22 protein-coding genes are annotated in these 24,600 nt (G+C 42.9%); 12 read left to right on the top strand and 10 right to left on the bottom strand.

The annotated features are described in order from the left end of the window. Nucleotides 1-19 precede the first annotated feature (19 nt). Complete coding sequence (locus DABAL43B_RS12560) at nucleotides 20-457, top strand: hypothetical protein (RefSeq protein WP_079692708.1); 438 nt, start codon at nucleotides 20-22, stop codon at nucleotides 455-457. A 180-nt stretch (nucleotides 458-637) separates the two neighbouring features. On the opposite strand, the gene DABAL43B_RS12555 is transcribed toward DABAL43B_RS12560, so the two are convergent. After that, on the bottom strand, nucleotides 638-1,261 hold the full coding sequence (locus tag DABAL43B_RS12555; RefSeq protein WP_079692707.1) for a YceI family protein: 624 nt from the start codon (nucleotides 1,259-1,261) through the stop codon (nucleotides 638-640). 493 nt (nucleotides 1,262-1,754) lie between these two features. Between DABAL43B_RS12555 and DABAL43B_RS12550 the strand changes: the two genes are divergently transcribed. After that, on the top strand, nucleotides 1,755-2,036 hold the full coding sequence (locus tag DABAL43B_RS12550; RefSeq protein WP_011281173.1) for a type B 50S ribosomal protein L31: 282 nt from the start codon (nucleotides 1,755-1,757) through the stop codon (nucleotides 2,034-2,036). 134 nt (nucleotides 2,037-2,170) lie between these two features. On the opposite strand, the gene DABAL43B_RS12545 is transcribed toward DABAL43B_RS12550, so the two are convergent. The 5 genes from DABAL43B_RS12545 to DABAL43B_RS12525 form a co-directional block, all read right to left on the bottom strand. Then, complete coding sequence (locus DABAL43B_RS12545; protein WP_079692706.1) at nucleotides 2,171-3,025, bottom strand: SGNH/GDSL hydrolase family protein; 855 nt, start codon at nucleotides 3,023-3,025, stop codon at nucleotides 2,171-2,173. Then, entirely contained in the window at nucleotides 3,019-4,416 is a 1,398-nt protein-coding gene (locus DABAL43B_RS12540; protein ID WP_079692705.1) for a nicotinate phosphoribosyltransferase, read from the bottom strand. Before DABAL43B_RS12540 ends, DABAL43B_RS12545 begins: the two co-directional genes overlap by 7 nt. A 143-nt stretch (nucleotides 4,417-4,559) precedes the next feature. After that, nucleotides 4,560-5,657 carry a bifunctional nicotinamide-nucleotide adenylyltransferase/Nudix hydroxylase gene (locus DABAL43B_RS12535; RefSeq protein WP_079693123.1) on the bottom strand — a complete coding sequence of 366 codons (1,098 nt, stop codon included), beginning with the start codon at nucleotides 5,655-5,657 and terminating at the stop codon, nucleotides 4,560-4,562. A 171-nt stretch (nucleotides 5,658-5,828) separates the two neighbouring features. Beyond that, nucleotides 5,829-6,839 carry an alpha/beta fold hydrolase gene (locus tag DABAL43B_RS12530; RefSeq protein WP_079692704.1) on the bottom strand — a complete coding sequence of 337 codons (1,011 nt, stop codon included), beginning with the start codon at nucleotides 6,837-6,839 and terminating at the stop codon, nucleotides 5,829-5,831. A gap of 183 nt (nucleotides 6,840-7,022) precedes the next feature. Beyond that, nucleotides 7,023-7,370 (bottom strand): carboxymuconolactone decarboxylase family protein, encoded by a 348-nt coding sequence (locus tag DABAL43B_RS12525; protein WP_079692703.1) that lies wholly within the window; start codon nucleotides 7,368-7,370, stop codon nucleotides 7,023-7,025. 719 nt (nucleotides 7,371-8,089) lie between these two features. Between DABAL43B_RS12525 and nfuA the strand changes: the two genes are divergently transcribed. Together nfuA and DABAL43B_RS12515 are read left to right on the top strand one after the other, a co-directional pair. After that, nucleotides 8,090-8,773: a Fe-S biogenesis protein NfuA gene (gene nfuA, locus DABAL43B_RS12520; RefSeq protein WP_079692702.1), complete on the top strand. Its 684-nt coding sequence runs from the start codon at nucleotides 8,090-8,092 to the stop codon at nucleotides 8,771-8,773. A 315-nt stretch (nucleotides 8,774-9,088) separates the two neighbouring features. Beyond that, nucleotides 9,089-10,399, top strand: a complete 1,311-nt coding sequence (locus DABAL43B_RS12515; protein WP_079692701.1) for an O-acetylhomoserine aminocarboxypropyltransferase/cysteine synthase family protein — start codon at nucleotides 9,089-9,091, stop codon at nucleotides 10,397-10,399. A gap of 135 nt (nucleotides 10,400-10,534) precedes the next feature. On the opposite strand, the gene DABAL43B_RS12510 is transcribed toward DABAL43B_RS12515, so the two are convergent. Further along, a complete protein-coding gene (locus tag DABAL43B_RS12510; RefSeq protein ID WP_079692700.1) occupies nucleotides 10,535-11,554 on the bottom strand; it encodes an adenosine kinase in 1,020 nt (339 codons plus the stop codon). 54 nt (nucleotides 11,555-11,608) lie between these two features. Beyond that, nucleotides 11,609-12,580 (bottom strand): 16S rRNA (cytidine(1402)-2'-O)-methyltransferase, encoded by a 972-nt coding sequence (rsmI, locus tag DABAL43B_RS12505; protein WP_079692699.1) that lies wholly within the window; start codon nucleotides 12,578-12,580, stop codon nucleotides 11,609-11,611. Nucleotides 12,581-12,746: 166 nt separating this feature from the next. Here rsmI and DABAL43B_RS12500 point away from each other — a divergent pair, with 166 nt between their 5' ends. The 8 genes from DABAL43B_RS12500 to hisC all read left to right on the top strand — a co-directional run bounded on the left by DABAL43B_RS12500 (nucleotide 12,747) and on the right by hisC (nucleotide 21,078). Next, nucleotides 12,747-13,256: a YraN family protein gene (locus DABAL43B_RS12500; protein ID WP_079692698.1), complete on the top strand. Its 510-nt coding sequence runs from the start codon at nucleotides 12,747-12,749 to the stop codon at nucleotides 13,254-13,256. 217 nt (nucleotides 13,257-13,473) lie between these two features. After that, nucleotides 13,474-14,310 carry a BON domain-containing protein gene (locus tag DABAL43B_RS12495; protein WP_079692697.1) on the top strand — a complete coding sequence of 279 codons (837 nt, stop codon included), beginning with the start codon at nucleotides 13,474-13,476 and terminating at the stop codon, nucleotides 14,308-14,310. Between the two features lie 433 nt (nucleotides 14,311-14,743). Continuing rightward, nucleotides 14,744-15,694 carry an alpha/beta hydrolase gene (locus DABAL43B_RS12490; protein WP_079692696.1) on the top strand — a complete coding sequence of 317 codons (951 nt, stop codon included), beginning with the start codon at nucleotides 14,744-14,746 and terminating at the stop codon, nucleotides 15,692-15,694. A gap of 128 nt (nucleotides 15,695-15,822) precedes the next feature. Then, complete coding sequence (locus tag DABAL43B_RS12485; protein ID WP_079692695.1) at nucleotides 15,823-16,074, top strand: BolA family protein; 252 nt, start codon at nucleotides 15,823-15,825, stop codon at nucleotides 16,072-16,074. Nucleotides 16,075-16,186: 112 nt separating this feature from the next. After that, nucleotides 16,187-17,455 (top strand): UDP-N-acetylglucosamine 1-carboxyvinyltransferase, encoded by a 1,269-nt coding sequence (murA, locus tag DABAL43B_RS12480; RefSeq protein ID WP_079692694.1) that lies wholly within the window; start codon nucleotides 16,187-16,189, stop codon nucleotides 17,453-17,455. Nucleotides 17,456-17,598: 143 nt separating this feature from the next. Beyond that, nucleotides 17,599-18,294: an ATP phosphoribosyltransferase gene (gene hisG, locus DABAL43B_RS12475; protein ID WP_079692693.1), complete on the top strand. Its 696-nt coding sequence runs from the start codon at nucleotides 17,599-17,601 to the stop codon at nucleotides 18,292-18,294. A 264-nt stretch (nucleotides 18,295-18,558) separates the two neighbouring features. Further along, nucleotides 18,559-19,854 (top strand): histidinol dehydrogenase, encoded by a 1,296-nt coding sequence (gene hisD / locus DABAL43B_RS12470; RefSeq protein ID WP_079692692.1) that lies wholly within the window; start codon nucleotides 18,559-18,561, stop codon nucleotides 19,852-19,854. A gap of 90 nt (nucleotides 19,855-19,944) precedes the next feature. Beyond that, on the top strand, nucleotides 19,945-21,078 hold the full coding sequence (gene hisC, locus DABAL43B_RS12465; protein WP_079692691.1) for a histidinol-phosphate transaminase: 1,134 nt from the start codon (nucleotides 19,945-19,947) through the stop codon (nucleotides 21,076-21,078). 140 nt (nucleotides 21,079-21,218) lie between these two features. Here hisC and DABAL43B_RS12460 read toward each other — a convergent pair whose 3' ends face one another. Further along, on the bottom strand, nucleotides 21,219-22,940 hold the full coding sequence (locus tag DABAL43B_RS12460; protein ID WP_079692690.1) for an anthranilate synthase component I family protein: 1,722 nt from the start codon (nucleotides 22,938-22,940) through the stop codon (nucleotides 21,219-21,221). Between the two features lie 3 nt (nucleotides 22,941-22,943). Then, the gene (locus DABAL43B_RS12455) at nucleotides 22,944-24,179 is read right to left on the bottom strand and encodes a beta-ketoacyl-ACP synthase II (protein WP_079692689.1); all 1,236 of its coding nucleotides are present in this window, start codon (nucleotides 24,177-24,179) and stop codon (nucleotides 22,944-22,946) included. Nucleotides 24,180-24,600 lie beyond the last annotated feature (421 nt).

Here is a 24,600-nt window from a genome sequence, read left to right as displayed (position 1 = left end):
ATAACAAGGAAGTTATATTATGAAACATATACTTATCTTATCTGTTCTTTCAGGAACGTTAGCGCTTAGCGGTTGTTCGACTTTTAACAATATGTTTGGCAATGACGATTCTGGCATGCATGATGTGCAAGCTACCAATAAAAACACCGCGCCAGTCGCTAGCAAATACGGCATGTTAGTCGATGCTAGCAACCATATGACCTTGTATACCTTTGATAAAGACTCAATGAATAAATCAGAATGTGGCTCTGCGTGCTTGGTTGCTTGGCCAGCGTTTTTGGCACCTAGTAACGCAAAAGCTTCGGGACAGTTTGCCGCTTTTAAACGCGAAGATGGCAAATATCAGTGGGCAATGAATGGTAAGCCTTTATACTTCTATGCCAATGATACTAAGGTTGGCGACAAAGATGGCGACAATAAACTTGGTGTTTGGCATATTATTAAAACCGCCAGATAAAGTTTAACAATAACTTCATTTGTATCAAAAAAGCAGCCTTTTAATGGCTGCTTTTTTTAATGCTTTTTTTAATAGTCGATTATTTTTTAACAATAGCAATAGAGTACAGTTTTAGATATGACGCTTTTACTTTCAACAGATTATAAAGTTAATAGTAATCAGTCTGAGTTATTTTATAAGTTACTTTACTTTATTTTTTGCAGTGGCTTTTTTCTCGACCAATTCACCATCGATTTGAATCGGTACTTCAGTTGTGATGCCACTTGCAAAAGCCGTCATGCCATAAGCAGCACGGTCAATGATACCGGTCGCGCGAAAACCAATAACAGGCTCTTTGGTCAGCGGACTATTGGCAATTTTGTTTAAAGTCACATCTAGAGTCAGCGGCTTGGTTTGACCTAGCATGGTAAAGTCGCCGGTGACTTTGGCTTGCTGTGGGTTTTTGAACGTGACATTGGTGGATTTAAAGGTCATGGTTGGATATTTTGCCACATTAAAAAACTCATCCTTTTTTAAATGAGCATCACGCGCATCCCAATTGGTATCGATGCTATCAGTTGCAATGCTAAAGTCCATACTGGCTTTATTAGGTGCTTTGATATCGTAATTGACCGCACCTTTGACATCATTAAAGTGACCCATGGTGGTCGAAAACCCTAAATGATTGACAGAAAATCCGACTCGAGTGTGCGAGTCATCTAACTGCCACTGAACTGGCAGCGCCGCACTTGCTAAAGTAGCTGCCGTAAGAGCGGATATCATTAGTAAAGTTTTTACTGTTTTTATTAACAAAGAGGTTGCCATTTTATATTGTCCTTTAGGAAGTTTTTTATAAGTTACTATCATATGAATAGCTATCATATAAATCACGCTTATCACCGTAGTGTTTATTAGCATGACGCTTGTCATTTATAACGTATTCATCGTTGAAAGTCAGTAGGTTTATTAAAAATAACTTAACAACATTAGGCGAATACGGGTCATTAAGTAATCAATGATGATAATTAAGCGATATTTTTAGATTCTGTTATTATTTAGTAATGTCACTGTTTTATTATTATCCTAGCCCCGACGTGCTTGCATCAAACGCCAAAAACCGTTAAAATCCCTCTTTAATTTTCCCGCTGGGGAAAGGCTAAGAGAGCGGAAGTGTGGTATTGGGTGCTGGAATAAGCCAGTGATGCAGTTGCCAGACTGATAGATGTCCTTAGTGCCTCAGTTACGTATGCCCAGTCTGACGATTATTCTGATATGTCGTCAATCTACTTGTGTATACATCGGACATAGAGAGATTATTATGCGTAAAGATATCCATCCTAATTACCAAGAAGTTTTGTTCCATGATACTAACGCTGACGTGTTTTTCTTGACTCGTTCAACCGTTAAAACCAAAACCACTCGTGAATACGAAGGGTCAGAATATCCGTATTACCCACTTGATATTTCAAGTGCGTCGCATCCGTTCTATACGGGCGAGCAACGTAAGACTTCTACTGAAGGCCGTGTTGCTAGCTTTAACAAACGTTTCGGTGCTTTCGGTGGCCGTAAGAAAGCTGCTGATACTGACGCTGCAGAATAAGTCATACATATTGCGTGACATTATTTTGAGGATATATTGCCTCAAGCATGCACTGTTATAGTATCAAGAATATAAAAAAACCGCTGATAACTCAGCGGTTTTTTTGGTTTTTTGAGATAGGTTTTAGATGGTTTTCAGCCATTAAACTCAGCGCTGGAAGGGTTCAGCAACTGTGTAATCAGCTCTGCTAACTGCTGTGCCCAATAGCCATACATCAGGCTACTTGGATGAAAACCGTCACTGGCGAACATCACTGCGATATCGATTGGCGTGCCATTAGAGTGCTCTGCTATCATTCTCTTAAAGTCAGTCGCCATGTAAGTGACACGGTCATGAGCAGCACAGACTTGCTGTAACATCTCATCAAGGATTGCCGCTTTAGCACCCACAAAGTTACTGAGTGGGGCAGGTATTGCAGGCATTTGAGCCATCGGTGGTAAACTTAAAAAAATCAATTCTCGCACGCCAAATTTACGCTGAGCGATAGCAATAATGTCTTCGATTTGCTGTTGCCATTTATCCACAGAAACACTCGTCGTTGTATCATTGACACCGACACTCAGCACCATCACATCAATAGGCTGGCTAGGAGCGGGGAGGACATAAAGCCTACGCAAGATATCAAAGCTGGTATGTCCGGTAGTCGCTTGCAAAGACCAGTTCAGCGCATCAAACTGGGTATGAATAGCGGGCTGCTGCTCCAAGATTGGCATCAGCTTGCCAGCGAGCGCCTCTTGCTGCGTCTCACTGCCAACACCAGCCGCCGCCGAATCACCAACGATCATTAGGTTTAAGGTTTGTTTGCTGTCGTCTTTTGATGTATCAATAGACTTGTTTAGTTGAATATGTCCGTGCCTTTCACCATTTGGCTCAAGGAGGCGAACAGTATCACGCTTGATTTTGCGACCTTGATAAAGATACACAGGCGCAAGTAGCACATCTTTTGCAACAGAGGTTATTTTATTCTGTATTTTTTTAGTCGCTACCATCCTGCACGCTCCCGAATAGTGGTTAAATTGTCTTCAACCAATAATTCGCCATCGATATAAACATCACGTAATAGGTTGTCTACATCAGTGGCTAAATCCTCAGTTTTAATGGTTTTTAGCTGTCCGTTACTATCTTTAACCAAGGCTAAGCGCCCTTTTTTTGAGCGTTTTGAGCGGCTGGTTACGGGGTCTTTATAAATATCTTTCCATATACCATCGATAGAGACGGCACTGGCCTTCATCGCCCAGCTCATCGTATCGCGGTTGACTTGTTGCAGTAGCCCGCCACCCATACCAAAGGTAACATTGTCGGTGCTAAAGCCTGCCTTCATTACTACCTCAATAATCTTACTTAAGCTTTGCGGACTGATACCATCGCCTTGGATAACGCGTACGTAGTCAGGCAGTACTTTGTAGCCTTTACTATTAATAGTCGTGCCAAATTTCACCGCCAAACGCTCTAAGGCTTCGCGAACCACTTTAGCAGGATCACCACTGTCTGGTCTGATAACCAAAGTGCCGCCCATGTTTTTCACATCTTCTTTTAAGCTCCCACCCCAAATATTATCAATGGCATTCCATAAGTCGTAGCTATCAGAAACCACAGAAAAACTTTTACCTACACCGCTAAATTGCTCAATCATATTGGCAAAGGCAGCGGTCTCACCATCACGTCCCCATGCAGTCATCGTACTGTGTTCAGCAGCTGGAATAGAGAATGCAGGCATATCATTGCCCATACCGTACCAACGGCTGGCAGCAACCAAAGCAGTCATCGAATCGGTACCTGCAAAATTGACCAAATGTGCCAAGCTGCCCAGTGCGACTGACTCTTGACTAGACGCACCGCGTGAGCCGAAATCATGTAAACGGAAAATAAGCGATTCAGTATTGTCCGCTGATTTTTCCAGCGCTTGACGAATGATGCCTTTGCAGTAATGCGAGACACTAGCGACCGTTGATGGATACCAAATCGCCCGTAATAGCGCCGTTTCGATATAGCTTGGTAGCCAGTAAAACTCAGGATCGGTATTAATGATTTGGCAGACCACGTTGGACACCGGCACGATGCTGCCTTCAGGTATGGCTTCGATACGTAATGGCAAATAACCACCGTGTTTATCGACCAAACGTTCCCAGCCAGCACGATTAAAGGTCAAACCATGCGCTTGAATGACCATTTCGGCTTCATCGATATCTTGATGGGTAATTGGGGTGCTAAGGTATTCTTTGATAAAGGCTTGTAAGCCAAAAAATACCACGTCATAGTCGCCATGTCGCGCTTCGACATAGCTAGACATATATTCGCTGCCAGCTGGATATTGTACCCAGTGTGAGGTTTTATAGCTGTCGCTATTGAGAATTAAATTATTAAGATTACTAGTATACATCACAGAACTCCTCTGCTTTGAGATACCGCAATGGCTGCGGCGATTAGCCTCTGCCGTCTATCGGCTCGGGCGGAAAAATTGATAAAGTTAGATCAATAATTTTCAATGAAAACTAACGATTAAAAATTGAGTTGTGCAATACCTTACAGTCCAACCATCTTCATAATAATCGCATAGTGATCTTCGAACATCATCTTAGAATCAAGCTCAGCAAGCGGCAACCAAAAAGCTTGTGCGGCATCGTCACCACCCTTAACTTTTGGTAAGCCTTTTGGATCATTTTTAAGCTGAAAATAAAACGCTTGCGTGATGGTGCGACCACGCGCTGAGCGATAGGGATCGTCAAAGGTATGTTGACTGTGGCGCGAGCCACGCAATACGGGTTCAGGAACTTTTAGGCGGGTCTCCTCGCGTAGCTCACGGATACAGGCATCAAATAGGGTCTCTTTTGGGTTAAGAAAGCCACCCGGCAATGCCCAAAGACCGCGCCCCGGCATACTGCGCCGCTCTACCAAAAGAATGTGTCCGGACTGCACTACCAAGGCGTCGGCAGTCATGAATGTCGGTGGATAAGGGGCAGATTCCCATTGTTTTTTATACTTATCAATAAAGCCTGCTTCTTCATGAAGCTGCTGATATTCGGCTGTTTTTTTGAAATCGTTTAATATTTTTCGAGTCGATTCTGGGGTGCGCTCAGGAGTAGGTGTTGCGCCCATCAGATAGCTTTCACGAATAGGCGTTGCTGATAGATTATGATAACTAGGAACAGAAATGGATGCCCAGTGAGGGAATAGTGATAAGTAATAGGAGGAGTTATCTTTAGAATGCCCGATCAAACCGATATGGCTTTGCAAGTCACCGGTGACCGATCTTACTCCAGCCTGTACGTATTTTAGCCAGCGCGTGTCATTATATAGCGCATCATCGAGCGCCACGCAGTGAATACGTGCGGCCTCATCTTTAGAATAAGCGCCTTTAATCATTGCTGTGCGCTCAGCAACTGAAAACGGATTGCGTAAGCTGCGTGGTAGATTAGCTGAGCCGATAAGTATGATCACATCATCTGCGCGCTTTAACGCCTCGTCAATAACGGCTTTATGGCCGCTATGGAACGGCTGAAAACGACCAATAAATACCAAATAGCGATAATGTTTGGCGTCTGTTTCATCTAAACCAATGGCGCTTTCTGCTTGGCTTTCTTCTGGATTTTCTATTAGGTCATATTCCGATAATCTACTCATAAACGCCAACTCCGTGCGATACATTGATCAATTACTATCAATTATTTATTTATTCAAAATTGTGCAATGGCGCTAATACTGACACAGCAGCTAACTTGCTGACAAGTACAAAGATGTTTTATAAGGTTTAATTGTCACTGAATCTTTGAGCTTGATAGAAAGAAGCTAATGTTAGCGGCTGTGCTTGTCAATCCAAGCGGCAACCGTTGGCCAAATCTCTTTGGCAGCGTTACGGCTGGTCATGATACGGCTATGAGTATAATCATCCAAATCGCCATTGCTAAGCGAATATTCACGAAAGACATTAGCAGGGTTGTTGAAGTCATTGAAAAGCAACTGACAACCACGCGTGGGGGAAATGAGCTTGTCTCCTTTAGCGCTGATTGCATAAATAGGGGTAGTAATCTTTGGCATATGCTGTCGGTAATCAAAAGGCTCAGTATTAGCCATTACTTTTTGGGCTGTACTTTTATGAGTGATATTTTTATTATTGCCACTTTTACAGTGGCTTTCATTATTGCCTTTATTGTTGCCTTCATTCAGGTCATTTTGCGTGATAAAGCTACTGTTAAAATTTTGCTTCAAATTCCAGTCATACCATTGCTTCATCGCATAGTAGCTTTCGTTAATTGGTCCCATATTGAGCTTTTTGGCAGGGATGTAGCCAAATAGTCGGGTAAAAATTTTGGCTGTGAGGATTCTAGCGTAGCTGATAGGGTTCAGTGCAGCGCCATAGGCTTGGCAGGCAAACATGCTGATGCTATTTATTTTATCGATATAAAGTGGATTTTGGATCAGAAACATGGTCAATCCAATGCCGCCGCCGCTATGGGTGACGCAGTGCAAGTTATCCAGTTTTAAATCATCAAACAAATAACGAAAGGTGGCGTCGAAATCATAAGTCGCGATGGTCTCAAAATTAAACTTATCTTTTGGTATTTCGCTCGCGCCATGACCGCGCCATTCCATAATGTAACAATGATGTCCAAGTGTTGCCAAGTATTCAGCGATTCTTAGGCAGGTTTTTTTATCTGAAAATGTACCATGTGTTAAAAATATGTTTTGTGCTTTATGAGCAGAAAGGTTAGATAAATCATGGTATTTTTCGCTATCGAAAATCTCCCAAATAGCGATTTGCACATGATCCTTAGTGGTCACTAATTTTAGATTTTCTGTCATCATAAAGGAATCTCTTTAAAGTCAGCGCATTCTCATGAGAAGATGCTGTAAGTGTTCAGTAGGTTATAGCATAACTTATTTATTTCCCATGTGAGCTTTATCATAAGTATCCTAATCACAAGCATAAAAAAACTGCCAATAGTCATTCAACCATGGGCAGTTTTTTGATATCTATCGAACCAAAAACTAGCTTTCTTTACTAAACTCATTGAATGACGCGACAGCTTCAGCGGCATACATCATTGAAGGACCACCACCCATATAGATACACATGCCCAATGTTTCAGCGACCTCCTCTTCAGATGCGCCAAGCTGTACTAAGGCTTTAGTATGGAAACCGATACAGGCATCACAGCGCGCGCCAACTGCCAATGCTAAGGCAATAAGCTCTTTGGTTTTTTTGTCCAGAACGCCATCAGCCGTTGCCGCTGCACCAAGTTGCGAGAACGCTTTAGTGGTTTCAGGGATATGCTTATGTAGTTTTGCTAAGTTGGTTGAAACGTGTTTAGTGATGTCTTTAAATGATTTGCTCATGGGATGCTCCTTGTTAAGCAAGATTAATTAGTACACTAATAGATATAAGTTTGACAGTTTTCAAATTGTTATATTTAATTATAATATATAAAATTATATATTAAATCAAGCTAATGACTGAATTTACTTAACTGAAGACTGAACTGATGCGTTCATCGCGGTGCTATTTTCGAAGCTAAAGCATCTGACACGCCAAACGAGTAGGGACAAAAGGCATTTATAAAAGATATTTTTTATAAACTTGATAAGTATGTTTTGGGTCTTTATATAGAATGAAGAGCAAAAAGATATAGAGGCTTATTTTCTGACATTTTTTTATGTTTCTTCAATACTTTTCGATAGCAGTTTTAACCGTTCAAAGGCAGTATTTCAAACGCACTATTTAAAGGGCGTTATTTAAAAGTTACTATCTAAAAGCTACTATCTAAAAGCTACTATTACCTTGGTCTCAATGTCTTTATGTTAGGTAGCAGAGCAGTCATTAGAGAAGTCAATAACCAGTATTTGTCGGAGTCAGTGCTAATTCACACTGGCACAGTCGGAATAGTCGACCAAGTGCGCTATAATGAGTAGTATCAATAGACAACCATCACCGTCAGACAAATAAAATGATAAGCCAAAATGATGGACGACTCCATATAACTCCACCTCACATTACATTTGACGACACAGTAGACGTGACCAATATAACGCTTGTGTCATAACACATAGGAAGCATTATGAGTGAACACAATTCAACTGATACTCAAGTAGACCCTGCTGCCGATTACGAGTCAGCGTTAGATACTGAGCAAGCTGAGACCAAAAGTAACATCACCATCACTGAGGCCGCCCAAGGTTATTTGGCGGATTTACTATCTAAGCAAGATACCGATGGTATCGGTGTACGTATCTTTGTTGAGCATCCAGGGACACCGCGTGCTGAGTGTTGTATGGCTTATAATCAGCCGGGCGAAGAAGACAGTGCTGATTTAAAATTTAGCTACGATAATTTTTCTGCTTTTATTGAAGCGGCGTCAGTGCCTTATCTAGAGGATGCCGTCATTGATTATAATAAAGACCGTTTTGGTGGTCAGCTGACCTTCCGTGCGCCAAACTCTAAAGTGCCAAAAGTGGGTTCGGATGCCAGTGTTGAAGAACGCATCAACTATGTATTGCAGTCTGAGATTAATCCAAGCTTAGCCGCGCATGGTGGCGACGTGCAATTGCTTGAATTGATTGAAGAAGAAGGTATTGGTCTGACCGCTGTATTGAAATTCGGTGGTGGTTGCCAAGGCTGTTCGGCGGTTGATATGACGTTGCGCCAAGGTGTCGAAGTACAGTTGAAACAGCAAATACCAGAGCTGACTCAAGTAATTGATGAGACTGACCATACTCGTACTGAAAATGCTTATTATAAATAACAGTTAAATAACCGCTAAATAACCGCTAAATAACCGCTAAATAAAAAATGCAGATGGCTCTTAACTGTCTCATTAGTTTGGTTGCTTATGAATATTAGTCATTAAGCGATGATAAATTTGCTGTTTTATTCATATAGAAGCTGAGTTATGATTAACTCAGCTTTTTTTATGTATCAGTTTTTGTAGCGACGCTAAAAGTGCACTTTTTATAGCAGCTTATAGCAATATTTTGCTAGTAATGTTGTTGATAAGCGATATTGTAGATAAGCGATATTGTTGATAAATAACTTTTTAACTTATATTTAGGAGCACATGATGAGTGACGAACAATCAGTTAGCCAACCACAACACCAGCAACGTCTTGAAACGCTGGCTATTCATGCCGGATATAGCGTTGAACCGACGACTAAAGCGGTTGCCGTGCCTATTTATCATACCAGCTCGTATGCGTTTGATAATACGCAGCACGGTGCAGATTTATTTGACCTAAAGGTTGCAGGCAATATTTATACCCGTATCATGAACCCGACCAATACGGTATTAGAAGAACGTGTTGCCGCGCTCGAGGGCGGTATTGGTGCGCTTGCGGTTGCGTCAGGGATGGCTGCTATTACTTATGCCATTCAAACTATCTGTGAAGCCGGTGATAATATCGTTGCGGTATCGACTTTGTATGGCGGCACTTATAATTTATTTGCCCATGCACTGTCGCGTCAAGGTATCGAAGTACGCTTTTTTGACTACAAAAATCCTGAAGCGATTCGTGATTTAATCGATGATAAAACTAAGATGGTCTTTGCTGAAAGTATTGGCAACCCACTGGGTAATATTGTGGATATCCAAGTGCTTAGTGATATCGCTCACGAGTACGGCGTACCGGTAGTGATTGATAGTACGGTTGCGACGCCTGCGCTATGTCGTCCGTTTGAGTTTGGTGCTGATATCGTCATTCATTCATTGACCAAATATATGAGCGGTACAGGTACCTCGATTGGTGGCGCTATTGTCGATAGCGGTACATTCCCTTGGGGCGATTATCCTGAGCGCTTCCCGCTACTTAATACGCCTGATGCCAGTTATCATGGCGTAAACTTTGTTAAGGACGTTGGCGCTGCTGCATTCATTGCTCGTGCACGTGTTGCGCCGCTACGTAATACCGGCGCGGCACTTAGCCCGCTCAATGCCTTTGGTATTATGCAGGGTATGGAAACTTTAAGCTTACGCATGGAGCGTCATGTACAAAACGCGCAGGCCGTTGCTGAGTATCTGCGTGATCATGACAAAGTAGCGTGGGTAAAATATGCCGGTTTGCCAGATCATCCTGATCATGAGCTTGCCAAAAAATACATGAAGGGTACGCCATCTGCTATTTTGACCTTTGGGGTAAAAGGTGGACTCGAAGCAGGTGCGCGCTTTATCGATGCCTTACAGCTGATTACGCGCTTGGTCAATATTGGTGATGCCAAATCGTTAGCGTGCCATCCAGCGACGACGACACACCGTCAGCTCAGTGAGCAAGAGCTTGAAAACGCAGGCGTAAGTACCGATATGGTTCGTTTGTCGATTGGTATTGAACACATCGAAGATATCAAAGCAGATTTAGAGCAAGCATTGGCTTCTGCTTAGTTTGCAGATTTTTGCTTCGTTAAGTGCATAAGCGTTTATAAATGAAAAAGCCCATATCGATTTGATATGGGCTTTTTTTATTCGTTAAACTATCTAAATAGTTGCTAAATACTGTTAAATGTTGGGCCTGATTGCTTAAGCAGACAATACACGTTTTGCAATTTCTTGGTAGTTTTGCGACTCTAAACGTGGACCGAACTGTTGAATGACTTGTGCGGCGACTTCGCTGGCAAGACGACCACATTCTGACAAACTATAGTGCTGCGATAATGCGTATAAAAACGCCCCAGAGTAGTTATCGCCAGCACCATTGGTATCAATGACATTGGTCACTACTGGCGTAGGAACGTCGTAAATCTCAACCTCTGACTCGTCATTTGGTTTATGAGCGATCACGGCACCATTTGAACCATCAGTGACAACCGCAGTTTGGCAATGCTCAAGTAAGGCACGCGCAGCAGATTTATGCTGCTTTTTATCGGTGAATAATTTTGCTTCTTCACTATTACAAAATATCACCGCGACTTTATTGCCGAGCATATTAAGTAGACCGTCTTTAGCAAACTTCACCACCGCTGGGTCGGCAAAGCTCACCGCAATCTTAGCACCATGAATTCCTGCTTGTTGACGCAATTGGTTCATCGCTGGTTGGATACCTTCAGACATGGCTAAGTAGCCTTCTAAATATAGCCAATCAGCCTGTGTTAGCGCTTCAAAATCGACATTATCAGCGGTAATATCACTTGATGTGCCAAGGAATGTCTGCATGGTGCGTTCGCCATCTTCAGTGACTGCAACCACACATGAGCCGGTCACACCACCTGCATGGATAGATTGTGGAGAGGTGGCTACGCCTGCCTCATGCAAGTCTTTTAGGTAAAACTCACCTTGCTTATCATCGCCAACGCGGCAGGCATAAAAAGGTTTGCCGCCTAAACTTGCAAAAGCGTACATCGCATTGGCCGCTGAGCCACCACCGGCGTGTTTTGACGGTTTGATTTCTGCGAGTTTAAAATAAGCCAATAATTGCTGTTGCTCTTCAATGCCTGCCAGCGTCATATTACCTTTGGTCAGATCAGTTTCTTCTAATGCTGCATCTGATAACACATACTCGTGGTCAACCAAGGCATTGCCTATCGCCATTACGTCGTACATTGCTTATGTCTCCTTAATAAATTTATAAATGTGTCTGTTTTTTTTATCTAAAAATTATTCGGCTTGTAGCTCAAGTAAGCGCTGATATAAGGCGTTCTTTTTTACCCCAGTGATATCAGCGCCTAAGGCAGCCGCTTTTTTAACGGATAAATCTTCTAGCAGGCGTTGTAATAATTTATCATGAATGCTGATATCGTCATCATCTTGTGCCACCTTGACCCCAGCGACCACCACAACGATCTCACCGCGCTGCTGATTGTCATCTGCTTTGACAAACTCAACCAAAGCGCCAAGCGTGCTTTTACGTACCGTCTCAAAGGTTTTGGTCAATTCACGGCAAAACGTCACTTCGCGCTCTGCGCCAAATATGGCGGCCATATCTTCTAAGCTGGCAATAATACGATGCGGCGCTTCATAAAATATCAAAGTTTCAGTACGCGTATTTAGGGTAGAGAGTTGTTTTTGGCGACCATGCGTTTTTGCTGGTAAGAATCCAATGAAGCTAAAGCGATCTGAGGGCAGCCCTGCAACCGATAACGCAGCAATAGCAGCGGAGGCGCCAATAATAGGTGATACTCGAACGCCTGCAGAATGGGCGGCTTGTACCAATTGATAACCGGGGTCACTGATCAGTGGCGTACCGGCATCACTAATCAAAGCAACCGAATGACCTTGCTCAATCATCTCAATAATTTTAGGCGTTTGAATGGCGCTATTGTGCTCATGATAAGCCCAAAGCTTATTATGTCCTTTTTGCTTTGATGTGGTATCAGCATCATTTGCAACACCATCTTCGGTATTGATTTCAGTGTTATGAGCCGCGGCATCTTTTGTATCGTCAGCTTTACCGCCTTTGGTATCAATGCCAAAATGTGACAATAGCTTACCTGAGGTGCGCGTATCCTCACAGGCAATGATGGCGACTTGCTTTAAGACATCAATCGCATGCGGCGTCATGTCGCTAAGATTACCAATCGGCGTGGCAACGATATATAGACAAGCTGGCATCGCGGTAGGGCTAGACATGAAAACCTCGGGTCATTAATTTGATAGATAAAAAGGGGATAGATAAATGGATACGGCGCGATGATTGATAAAACATCACTTATATAAAAAGTATTACTCATATAAAGAGTGAATCATTAAATCATCATAAGCACGCACAGAAACACGCAAAGGTGGTTAGTTTAGCATGTTGTGCTATGATAATTCTGAAATGTTAAGTAGACCAATAGACGTGATGGTGAATGATAAACCTTTGACTCTAACCTCCCCAAAACAGCGACAAGGTAGCCGTTTTGAACAACAGGCCTGTGAGTTTTTACGGGCGCAAGGGCTGATATTGATTGCGCAAAATTGGCAGCAGCCTAAAGTTGGCGAGCTGGACTTAGTCATGTTAGAAAAAGGGCAGGCGTGGTCGACACTGGTCTTTGTTGAAGTGCGTCAAAGGCAGCGTTCAGATTTTGGTGATGCTGCGCTCAGCGTAACGGCAAGTAAACAACGTAAAATTATCAAAGCAGCACGCTATTTTTTGCAACAACATCCTAAATATAACGATTATGAATGCCGGTTTGATGTGATGGCTTACAATACTATCGACAATAACAATCATAACAATCAGATAAATAACATCCCTAAAACGCAGTCGGAAAATGTTCAGCCGGAATGGCTAAAAGGCGCTTTTATAACGGCAGCTTGGTAGTAAAGGTTTTTGATCGCTTGTTTTAAGATTGTTTAATTTGATAGCGAAATAAATAATTGCATCAAGCTGTCTTTACCAAAAGACTAACTGTCTACCATAAAAATTAAGTAAAGTAGCGGTATTAAAAATCATTAATTGAATCAAATTTACATCACTACTTTTACATCGACACTATCAACTATTCAATTATTATAAACCATGTTCTAAGAGGTAAATCATGACACGGATGCATTTGCGCACTGCTATTTTTGGCTCATCACGCCGTACCGCGATTGGCGTGATGCTAATGTCTAGCATTATAACTACTGGCTGTACCACCAACTATTTGACCAATAGTACAGAAGGCACGTATGGCGTGCCGATGACTGAGCGTACCATTCCGCAGCGTCTGCTCGATCGTAGTATCGAACATACTGTCAAGATTAACGTTTATGGTTTGCAGGAAAATTTGCAGCAAACCAGTCGCATGAGTATTGATAGCTTTAATAGCACCGTATTGCTTACTGGCGAAGTGCCGACTGAGGCAATCAAGACCGAAATCGGAAAAGTCGTTGGCTCTATGCCAGACGTTCGCCAAGTTTATAATGAGCTGACCATCGGTGCCTCAAAAGGCTATAGCCAAACCGTCCATGACGGCTATATCACATCGAAGCTAATGGCAAAAACAGCCACAGCTAATGGTGTTAAAGCCTCACAGATAAAAGCAGTGACTAATAATGGCGTGGTTTATATCATGGGCCGTATGACACCGACGCAACAAAGCCACTTGATCGATATCGCCAATAATACAGTTGGCATCACAGAATTGGTACTGCTGACCACCGTCGTCGACGATAGAGGGGTAAAGCTCGGTAGCGATGACATTATGTACGAGAACAATTTAGCCAATCCTACCAAAGGGCCAGCTGTTAACAGCAGAGCAGCCCCCGAGGCAAACAGTTCGATAGCAGCAGATACGGCTATCAATGCCACTCCGATTATCATCACAGAAGATGGTTCGCCAGTCAATGAGCCTTCATCGAGTCCGTATATTGACCTGTATCAAAACCAGTAAATAGGTTGCCTAATATAGTCAGTTCAAAATAAAAGCGATACGATTGTAATAACGTGCTATTGGCTATAATTTTTTCTTGCTTGCTGTTCGCAGGCGTGACAGAGGCTGCAAAAAATTTATAGCCAATAGCACTGTATCTTTTTTAAAGTGAATCTACTATATCGTTATAAGTGCAGCTTTTTTATTTTGAAATCATAATATTTAATGACGACTTTCGGACGCCTCAAACCGTCAAAATGCTACTCACAATAAGCCTAAATATTCATAACAGTAAAAGCACGATAAATCCGCAGTCAGCCCGTAAGATATGAACAGTAAAAAATATATGAGCAGTAAAATCCAGATGAGATGGCACAGATAAAATAACAAACGGTCATGGCACTATCGCTGGCTGGATGATATTGACTGAATGATATATAACAGGGATACTGCTATGAAGGGTTTAAGTAAGGATGCACGGCGAGCCAAAGCAATGACGCCGAAAATCATCAGCGCAGGGGTTACCGCGGCATTGGCAATCGGTGGAATTGCTCTAGCAACACAGCAAGCACAGGCTTTATCGGCGCTTGCTATCGTTAATGGTCTTACCTCAAGTGGCGGTGTTGGGGTCAGTAAAGATATTCTTTATGGCGACAAGCCGTCGCAAGATTTGGATATGTATTATCCTAAACCTCTTGCAAAAGCGATGCAGAGTGAGCGGGCAATTACGGATACTTATCCTATGGTAGTGTTCGTATATGGTGGCTCATGGGAGAACGGCACTAAAGAAGAATATGCGTTTGTCGGTCAAAGCCTTGCGCAAGCAGGTTATGTGACCGCAGTGATTAATTATCGTAAAGCACCTGAGCATGTGTACCCTGATTATGTCGAAGATACAGCACAAGCTATTGCTTGGAGCTATAAAAACGCAGAGCGTTTTCATGCTGACCCAAAACGCCTAGCAGTCGTTGGGCATTCTGCTGGCGCGTTTAATGCCGTTGCTGCCGTCGCCAATGAGGACTTTTTAAAGCCTTACGGTATTAAGCCAAAAGACATCAAGACGGTGGTTGGTATTGCTGGTCCTTATAGCTATGATTTTCGTAAATTTGATAGCGTGACGGCTTTTGCTGCCGACGCTACGCCCGATGAAGTGATGCCAGACCGACAAATCAAAGGCGAGCAACCACCTTATCTATTATTGACTGCCGAAAAAGATAAAGTTGTGTATCCTACCAATACTATTAAGATGACCAAAGCATTACAAGACGCGGGTGTTACCGTTCAAACGGGTGAAATTGCAGGTGCCAGTCATGCCACTAGCATTGGGGCGATGGCGCCGCCATTACGTTGGGTCAATGACGTACGCGCGCAAGTGGTGAGCTATTTGGACAAAGCTCTTAAATAATTAGCTAATACTGTCATTAATACTGAGACTCAGTTGCGTAAGACAGTACTGTAAGATGGTCAAACTCTTGTTATAATGTCGTCACTTTAAATCTATACCCTATTTTAAACCTTAAGGCAGAATATTCTATGAGCATGAACGCTGACGATTTGATCGCATTTTTACAAACTCACTTTCCGGATGCTTTTATTCAAGCTGCCAATCAAGGAACTAAGTTTGATGTACGCGTGGTTGATGCCAGTTTTGAAGGCAAACGTGCCGTTCAGCGTCAGCAAGCGGTTTATGCTTTGGTAAACGACAAAATTGCGAGTGGCGATATTCATGCGCTCAATATTCAAGCGTTAACGCCTGTTGAGTGGGAAGTTCAATCGCAAGGCTAGGCTATGACTTTTCATCTATGACCGGATTTTCTACTACTAGCAATATTGTTGCCAGTTTTATACTATTTGGTTTTCCATCATTTTTTACACTTATTGCTAGGTTGTCACCTTTATGGATCAATTTTTAATCACTGGTAGTAGTCGTATCGCAGGGGAAGTCAATATCTCAGGCGCCAAAAATGCCGCGTTGCCGTTACTTGCGGCCATGATATTGGCCGAGACGCCAACGACATTGCATAATGTGCCATCGTTACAAGATGTGCGCACTTTGATTGAGTTGATTGGTGGCATGGGTATCAATATCCAAAAGCAGGGCGATACCGTCACGTGCAATACCAAAAATATTGATAATTTTTATGCGCCATACGATTTGGTCAAAACCATGCGCGCATCAATTTTAGTGCTAGGGCCATTGCTGGCGCGTTTCGGTGAGGCAGAAGTGTCGTTGCCGGGCGGCTGTGCGATTGGTTCGCGTCCTGTTGATCAGCATCTCAAAGCCTTTGAAGCGATGGGTGCTACTATTACGGTAGAAAACGGCTATGTGATAGCGCAAGCGCCAAAAGGCGGCAAGCTACTTGGCTGTAAATTCTCTTTTGATATGGTAACTGTTGGTGGTACTGAAAACGTTATCATGGCAGCAGCCCTAGCCAAAGGGACTACCGTATTAGGTAACTGTGCGCTTGAGCCAGAAGTGGTTGACTTGGCCAATATGCTAGTTGCGATGGGTGCTAAAATCAGTGGTATTGGTACAGCAACCATGACTATCGAAGGCGTTGAGCGTTTGCATGGTTGCGAGTATTCAGTGGTACCAGATCGTATTGAAACTGGCTCATATTTAGCAGGTGCGTTGATGACGCGCGGTGATGTATTGACCAAAAATACTTCTGCACTATTATTGACGCCCGTGTTAGAGAAGTTCGAAGATATGGGTGCCATCATCACCACAGGCGATGATTGGATTCGTGCGCAGATGAAAGGGCGTCCAAAGTCAGTTGATATTCGTACTCAGCCACATCCCGGCTTCCCAACGGATATGCAAGCGCAGGTAATGGCTATTTCTTGCCTAGCTGATGGCACTAGTACTTTCATCGAAAATATCTTTGAAAATCGCTATATGCATGTGCCAGAGCTTAACCGCTTAGGCGCATCTATCCAAGTAGATGGTCATACCGCTGTCGTTAAAGGTGTTGATTGCTTTACAGCAGCGCCGGTTATGGCTACCGATTTGCGCGCTTCGATGTCATTGGTCATGGCTGCAGCTGCTGCTGAAGGCGAGAGCTTAATCGACCGTATTTATCATATCGATCGTGGCTATGAGCATGTTGAAGAAAAACTGCGCGCCTTGGGTGTGAATATTGAACGTATCAATACTAACGATTAGTATGGATCGGCTTATCCTATCCTATTTAGCCTTGTGACGTCAGTTATTGATAATATTGGCGTTACAACTTTAAAAGCTTGGCATTATAAAATCAAAGAATTCCCTGTGATGGGAATACCAACTGCACACGGACACGAGTCATTATGACTGAAGCAACCAACAGCCTAGCAAATAACGGCTTATTAAATGAAGTAAATGATGAGTTTTCAGGCTTAACGCTCGCGCTATCAAAGGGTCGTATTCTCGAAGAGACGATGCCTTTGCTACGCGCCGCCGGTGTTGAGCTTCTCGAAGACCCTGAAGCGTCGCGCAAGCTTATTTTCCCAACCTCAAACCCGAATGTCCGCGTATTGATTTTACGCGCCAGTGACGTGCCGACGTACGTTGAACACGGTGCTGCTGATTTTGGGGTGGCTGGTAAAGACGTGCTACTTGAGCATGGTGCCAATCATGTTTATGAGTTATTAGATTTAAAAATTGCTCAATGCAAACTGATGACCGCTGGTGTGAAGGATGCGCCACTGCCGAATCGTCGTCTACGTATTGCCACTAAATATGTCAATGTTGCCCGCGCTTATTTTGCCAGCCAAGGTCAACAGGTAGATGTGATTAAGCTATATGGTTCAATGGAGCTTGCACCGTTGGTTGGTTTGGGTGATTTGATTGTCGACGTAGTCGATACTGGTAACACACTACGCGCCAATGGGCTTGAAGCACGCGACCATATCTGTGATGTTTCATCCCGTCTAATCGTCAATCAGGTCAGCTATAAGCGCAAATTTGCACTCCTTGAGCCTATCTTGAATAGCTTTAAAGACAGCATTGCCAGCGCTTCATAAATCAGCCCCTTATAAAACGTTGCCAATCATTGGTAATATAAAGCATTGTCATACAAAATTTTAAACCAGTTTAGCGCTCTAGGATAGATATAGCGTGCTAAACTGGTTTTGTTGTATTCGCTTGCCAGATAATAAAAGCTCAGTATAATCTGAGTCAGATAATAATAAATAAGCTGGCTTATAAGAAGTAGTAATTTCCATTTATTTATATTAGCCCTTTTATTTTTTACAGCCGTATTCCATGCCCAAATACAGGATAAAGTCATGCGCCAATTAAGTACTCAAGATGCCGATTTTGACAGTCAATTGACACAACTGCTTGCTTTTGAAACGGTCAATGATGCTGATTTACTAAAGACTGTGGATGATATTATTACTAAAGTGCGTCATGGTGGCGATAGCGTCGTACTAGAATTGACCCAGCAATTTGATCAACATCCAGCGACGACGATGCAAGCGTTAGAGCTATCTAAAGAGGCACTTGCTGAAGCCTTTATAAATCTTGATGATAAAGTAAAAACAGCGTTGATTACAGCGGCGACTCGGGTACAGACGTTTCATGAGCGCCAAGTACAAGAAACATGGCAGTATGATGATGAGCTGGGCAATCGCTTAGGTCAAAAAGTGACAGCGCTTGACCGTGTCGGTATTTATGTACCGGGCGGTTTGGCTTCTTATCCGTCTTCCGTATTGATGAATGCTATTCCTGCCAAAGTTGCTGGCGTCGCTGAGGTTATCATGGTCGTGCCAGCACCAAAAGGCGTATTAAATCCTTTGGTATTGGCAGCGGCACATTTGGCAAAAGTAGACCGTGTCTTTACCATCGGCGGTGCGCAAGCGGTGGCCGCATTGGCCTATGGTACCGAAACCATTCCAGCAGTAGACAAAATCACCGGTCCGGGTAATAAGTACGTCGCGGCAGCCAAACGTGCCGTATTTGGACAAGTAGGCATTGATATGATTGCTGGTCCCTCTGAAGTGCTGGTCTATGCAGAAGGCGAAGCGCAAGACCGCGCTGATTGGCTCGCCATGGATTTATTATCCCAAGCTGAGCATGACCGTATTGCCCAAGCGATTTTTGTCACTACTTGTGAAAAACAGCTTGAAGAAGTTGCAATTGAGATTGAAAAAGCATTAGTAGAGTTACCAAAAGCGGATATCGCTCGTGATTCGCTAAAAAACCGCGGCGCGCTTATTTTAGTAAAAGACCGTGCAGAAGGTATGGCGGTTATTAATCGCGTCGCACCTGAGCATTTAGAGTTGTCTGTTGATAACCCTGATGCATTGCTTGATAGTATTCGTCACGCAGGCGCTATATTTATGGGTCGTCATACGCCAGAAGCGATTGGTGACTACTGTGCCGGACCCAATCATGTGCTCCCAACATCCGGTACCGCACGTTTTTCTTCACCGCTTGGTGTTTATGACTTCCAAAAGAAATCATCGATTATTTATTGTAGTGAGGCTGGTAGTAAGCCGCTAGCTGAGACGGCAGATATTTTAGCGCAACGCGAGGACTTAGAAGCCCATGCGCGTTCAGCCCGTTATCGTTATCAGTAATATTTTTTGATTGCTTCAACAGTAGGAATTTTAAAATTAACTGTTGAAATTTATTTTTAATAGTCTCTGTGGCTAATAGTAGGATAACTTATGAGTGAGTTAAAGGTAGACACCAGACTTTGGTCATCTAAAGCGCGCAATTTATCGCCTTATGTCCCCGGCGAGCAGCCTCAGCATGACAATTTATGCAAATTAAATACCAATGAAAACCCGTTTCCGCCATCACCAAAAGTCGGTGAGGCAATTACAAAAGTATTAGCGCGGCAAGCGGACGACCTGCGTTTGTATCCCGCACCTGAATCTGATGATTTACGTGGCGCATTGGCAGAACTTTATAACCTTGATATAAACCAAGTGTTTGTCGGAAATGGTTCAGATGAAGTATTGGCACTAGTATTTGCCAGCTTTTTCTTAAAAGAGCGCCCTGTATTAGCACCTGATATCAGCTATAGCTTCTATCCGGTCTATGCCACTACCTTTGGCATAGAGCTGGTACAAATTGCGCTTGGTGCTGATTTTAATATCGACCCTGATGATTATCGCCAGCCTTGTAGCGGTATAATTATCGCCAATCCTAACGCCCCAACCGGTTTGTTATTGTCGCTTGCTGATATCAGTAAGCTTGCTAGTGAGCATTCAAACTCAGTGATTGTGATTGATGAAGCATATATCGATTTTGCTCAGCTAGAGGAGGGTAGTTTGGATTCTCAAGTATCAGCAATCTCTCTTATCAATGAATTTGATAATTTACTAGTCACCCAGACTTTTTCAAAGTCACGCTCGCTTGCTGGCTTGCGCGTTGGTATGGCGTTCGGGAATGCCTCATTAATCGAAGCACTGACACGTATGAAAAATAGCTTTAACAGCTATCCATTAGATAAGTTGGCTCAAGCAGGAGCGACCGCTAGTGTTTTGGATACCGAGTATTTTGAGCAAACCCGCCAGCAAGTGATTGATTTGCGCACATCGTTGACGGCAGAATTGATAGCATTGGGTTATGACGTACTACCATCGCATGCCAACTTTGTATTTGCGCGTCCAAATGATGGTGATGCAATAACAGTGGCGAATGCGTTACGCGAGCAGGGTATTATCGTGCGTCATTTTGATAAACCCCGTGTGCAAGAGTATTTACGTATTACTATCGGTACGGCAGCACAGCATGAGCGTTTGATTCATGCATTAAAAGCTCTAGAAACTGTTGTTGATGTCGTTGCTAATTAATATTTAGCAGTACTTTATTTTTTTAAATTGAATCGGCTAAAGTTATTGGTACGTACTAAAAATAAAGCCTGCCCAACATAACGTTAGCAGGCTTTATTTTTTTAGCTACTTTAAATTTATCTTTAATATAACGATGAATCTTATTTGCTGCTGTGCTTTTGAGTCAAGACGATCATCAGATTACCGACTTTATCGAGGCACTCTTGGTATTCAGCGTCGCAGTCAGAGGCGACAGTAATGCCGCCACCTGCCCACAGACTAACTTGCTTTGTATTGCCTGCTGTATTACTTGATAAATGGTTGGCTTGTAGCGTGCGAATCAATACATTCCATTGACCACTACCATCAAAGTTCATATAGCCCATGGTACCGCAATAGGCACCACGCGGCGCTAATTCTAATTCTGCAATAATCTCGAGCGCCCGTTTCTTTGGCGTTCCAGTGATTGAGCCGGCAGGCAAACTGCCAAATAAGACGGCTAATGGATGCGTATCTGTCTTTAATTCAGCGGTAATGGTGCTGACCATGTGATGCACATTACTAAAGCTCTCAATTGCAAATAACTGTGGCACTTTTACGCTACCGATTTTGGCATACTTACCCAAATCATTACGCAATAAATCGACAATCATCACGTTTTCCGCACGGTCTTTTTCGCTATCGATTAATTGCTGCTTGTATTTATCATCTTGCTCAGTAGTTAAGCCGCGCGGCATCGTTCCTTTGATGGGCTTGGTGCGTATATGGTGCTTACCTGTTTGATCGTCTTTACTAAAAGTGAAAAATAACTCAGGTGAGCAACTTAATAATTCAAACTGATGCTCTGGCGTATTAGCGTTGACTTCACTTTTAATATAATTAACCGCTAAATAGCCTGCAAATGGTGCTTGTGTATTACCATACAAAGCAGGCAAATAATCGATAAGCATGGCGGCTGATTTATTACTTCCATTTACATCAGTTACATCACTGAAATCACCATTCCATACTTGGGTTAAATTTATTTGATAGCAATCGCCCTGCTGCAAATAGTTTTGAGTTTGATTAAATGCCTGCTGATAATCATTTTTATGCCACTTAGCATCTAGCTTTAAAGGTAGCAATGGACAGCTAGCGTTATTGGCCATATCTATACTGGACAGTTTGCTATCCAGTTCATCCAAATAGGCTATAAGTGCTGCTACGAGCTTATTTTTTTTCTTATTATCAGTACTTTCATCACAGTCATTACTGAGCGTATTTACTGTTAGCTCCCAATCTTTTTCATCGTCTTTGTTAGGTGCTAGATAAATATCATAATGTCCCAGTAGCGCACACGGCTGTGCTGCCAGCTCAATTTTGGCTTTTGGACTTAGCTCATGAGCGGCAATATCATATCCAATAAAACCTATAAGACCATGATAGTAACTGGGCTTCTCATTGTTTTTGTTTATCGAAGTTGAGAGGTGGTTTTCGCTTTCATAAGCTTGACTATAAGCAATTAATTCATCCTGCCAGTCGCTATAACTTATATACGCTGTAGTAACCGTATTATCATTGTTGTGATGGGTAGCGCGGCAAGTTTTTTCAACTTTATAAGGGTTTGTTTGATAAAAACTTGCTTGTCTATCAGGATATGACGTCTCGTTAGCACAAAAGTAAACTGACCAGCTTACTTTTGGCAATAATCCAATCACAGGTCGTCCATCATTACTCAGCCAAATCAATTGCCAGTTTGCCTTGGCATCTTGTGCTAGCAAATGACGCCGTAGCTTTGGCATCAGTTCTGCGGCAGACAGATCACCAAAACGCCAGCTAGGTTTAGTAGCTGGCGATGGGGCAGAAACTGTCTGCACAGTAGTATTATGATGTGATGCGACCATAGTTTACGCGTCAAACTTTTTGATGATTAGAGTGGCATTAGTGCCACCAAAGCCAAAGCTATTGCTCATAAGGGTTTCAAGCTTAACGTCACGTTTTTCAGTGACAATATCAAAGCCTTTGGCTGCCGGATCTAATTCTGTAATATTGATACTTGGCGCAATAAACTCTTCTTGTAGCATGAGTAGGCAATAAATCAGTTCTTGCGCGCCTACCGCACCTAAGCTATGACCCGTCATAGATTTTGTGGAGCTAATAGCGGGCACTTTACTGACATCATTACCAAATACTTTAGCAATGGCTTTAAGCTCAGTGATGTCACCTAACGGCGTGCTCGTACCATGACTATTAATATAATCAACGCTTTCTAGACCTGCTTCAGCGAGTGCTTGCTGCATACAGCGTACCGCGCCTTCACCACTTGGAGCAACCATTTCTGCACCGTCAGAGCTGGCACCATAGCCGACGATTTCGGCTAAAATATTGGCACCGCGTGCTTGAGCATGCTCAAGACTTTCAACGACCACCATCGCACCACCAGCGGCAATGACAAAGCCGTCACGGTCTTTGTCATAAGCTCTTGATGCGAGTGTTGGCGTGTCATTATATTGGGTGCTGACTGCGCCCATCGCATCAAACATACAAGACTGGGTCCAATGCTCAGCTTCACTACCACCAGCGAGCACTACATCGGCTTTACCCAACTGAATCAGCTCAGCAGCATGACCGATACAATGCGTTGAAGTTGCGCAAGCAGACGAGATAGAGTAGGAAACACCTTGTATTTTTAGGCCAGTGGCAAGCGCTGCGGATACCGAGCTGCCCATCGTTTTTGGTACTGCCATGGCACCGACACCGCGCAGACCTTTTTCTCGCATGGCATCGACAGCATTGACGATATTTTCTGTTGAAGCGCCGCCTGAACTTGCAACCACACCTACGCGCGGATTGCTATTGATGGTCTCAAGTGACAATCCAGCGTGCTCAATGGCGTTTAAGGCACTGACATAAGCATAGAGACTCGCGTCACTAAAAAATCGTTTCAATTTACGGTCAATACCTGAGGTATCAAGCTCTGATTGATCAATACTGCCACTAACGTGTGATTTAAATTCGTGCTCAGCATAAGATTCATTGAACGTAATGCCAGAGCGCCCTTGTTTCAGAGCATCTGTGACAGTAGCCAAATCATGTCCGATACAAGAGACAATCCCTGCTCCAGTGATAACAACACGGCGCATATTCTATTCCTTATTAGTAACGATATTAGTAACGATTTTTTGATAATTATCTGTAATCATCGTCTTTAAACCTCTACTTCTATTGTTTAACGTCGAAACTGTCTCTGATAGTAAAAATATTGCAAAAAAGACAGTGTTTGAGCGCTAAACGCTGCTTCTAAAACTATGGTTGCGGTCACAATAAAACCACTATTGAGATAATGTGGCCAATACAAATAATTTTCTATTAGTAGTGGTGCAATCATGCTTGAGCTTATGGCATATGATAACGTATCAAGGGGGCAAAAGCCTTGTGTAAATGCAAAATAATGACAAAACAGTATTTATTATCAAAAATTGATATTCAGGGCTTTTTTCGATATTTGCAGTAGTAGAATAGTTGCTATGACTGCCATGAAAATAGAGTAAAATTATTTAACGT

Origin of the sequence: Psychrobacter sp. DAB_AL43B, from assembly GCF_900168255.1 — a bacterium.
GTDB lineage: Bacteria > Pseudomonadota > Gammaproteobacteria > Pseudomonadales > Moraxellaceae > Psychrobacter.
The sequence above is the reverse complement of the archived record's forward strand: the minus strand, read 5'-3'. Positions and strand labels throughout refer to the sequence as shown.

Coding starts and splice junctions, on each gene's coding strand:
- DABAL43B_RS12515 (WP_079692701.1), top strand. CDS start 9,089: ATGAGTGACGAACAATCAGTTAGCCAACCACAACACCAGCAACGTCTT.
- DABAL43B_RS12500 (WP_079692698.1), top strand. CDS start 12,747: ATGTTGTGCTATGATAATTCTGAAATGTTAAGTAGACCAATAGACGTG.
- DABAL43B_RS12540 (WP_079692705.1), bottom strand. CDS start 4,416: ATGTATACTAGTAATCTTAATAATTTAATTCTCAATAGCGACAGCTAT.
- DABAL43B_RS12525 (WP_079692703.1), bottom strand. CDS start 7,370: ATGAGCAAATCATTTAAAGACATCACTAAACACGTTTCAACCAACTTA.
- DABAL43B_RS12560 (WP_079692708.1), top strand. CDS start 20: ATGAAACATATACTTATCTTATCTGTTCTTTCAGGAACGTTAGCGCTT.
- murA (WP_079692694.1), top strand. CDS start 16,187: ATGGATCAATTTTTAATCACTGGTAGTAGTCGTATCGCAGGGGAAGTC.
- hisC (WP_079692691.1), top strand. CDS start 19,945: ATGAGTGAGTTAAAGGTAGACACCAGACTTTGGTCATCTAAAGCGCGC.
- DABAL43B_RS12530 (WP_079692704.1), bottom strand. CDS start 6,839: ATGATGACAGAAAATCTAAAATTAGTGACCACTAAGGATCATGTGCAA.
- DABAL43B_RS12495 (WP_079692697.1), top strand. CDS start 13,474: ATGACACGGATGCATTTGCGCACTGCTATTTTTGGCTCATCACGCCGT.
- DABAL43B_RS12535 (WP_079693123.1), bottom strand. CDS start 5,657: ATGAGTAGATTATCGGAATATGACCTAATAGAAAATCCAGAAGAAAGC.
- hisD (WP_079692692.1), top strand. CDS start 18,559: ATGCGCCAATTAAGTACTCAAGATGCCGATTTTGACAGTCAATTGACA.
- DABAL43B_RS12490 (WP_079692696.1), top strand. CDS start 14,744: ATGAAGGGTTTAAGTAAGGATGCACGGCGAGCCAAAGCAATGACGCCG.
- DABAL43B_RS12545 (WP_079692706.1), bottom strand. CDS start 3,025: ATGGTAGCGACTAAAAAAATACAGAATAAAATAACCTCTGTTGCAAAA.
- DABAL43B_RS12510 (WP_079692700.1), bottom strand. CDS start 11,554: ATGTACGACGTAATGGCGATAGGCAATGCCTTGGTTGACCACGAGTAT.
- DABAL43B_RS12460 (WP_079692690.1), bottom strand. CDS start 22,940: ATGGTCGCATCACATCATAATACTACTGTGCAGACAGTTTCTGCCCCA.
- rsmI (WP_079692699.1), bottom strand. CDS start 12,580: ATGTCTAGCCCTACCGCGATGCCAGCTTGTCTATATATCGTTGCCACG.
- DABAL43B_RS12555 (WP_079692707.1), bottom strand. CDS start 1,261: ATGGCAACCTCTTTGTTAATAAAAACAGTAAAAACTTTACTAATGATA.
- DABAL43B_RS12485 (WP_079692695.1), top strand. CDS start 15,823: ATGAGCATGAACGCTGACGATTTGATCGCATTTTTACAAACTCACTTT.
- hisG (WP_079692693.1), top strand. CDS start 17,599: ATGACTGAAGCAACCAACAGCCTAGCAAATAACGGCTTATTAAATGAA.
- DABAL43B_RS12455 (WP_079692689.1), bottom strand. CDS start 24,179: ATGCGCCGTGTTGTTATCACTGGAGCAGGGATTGTCTCTTGTATCGGA.
- nfuA (WP_079692702.1), top strand. CDS start 8,090: ATGAGTGAACACAATTCAACTGATACTCAAGTAGACCCTGCTGCCGAT.
- DABAL43B_RS12550 (WP_011281173.1), top strand. CDS start 1,755: ATGCGTAAAGATATCCATCCTAATTACCAAGAAGTTTTGTTCCATGAT.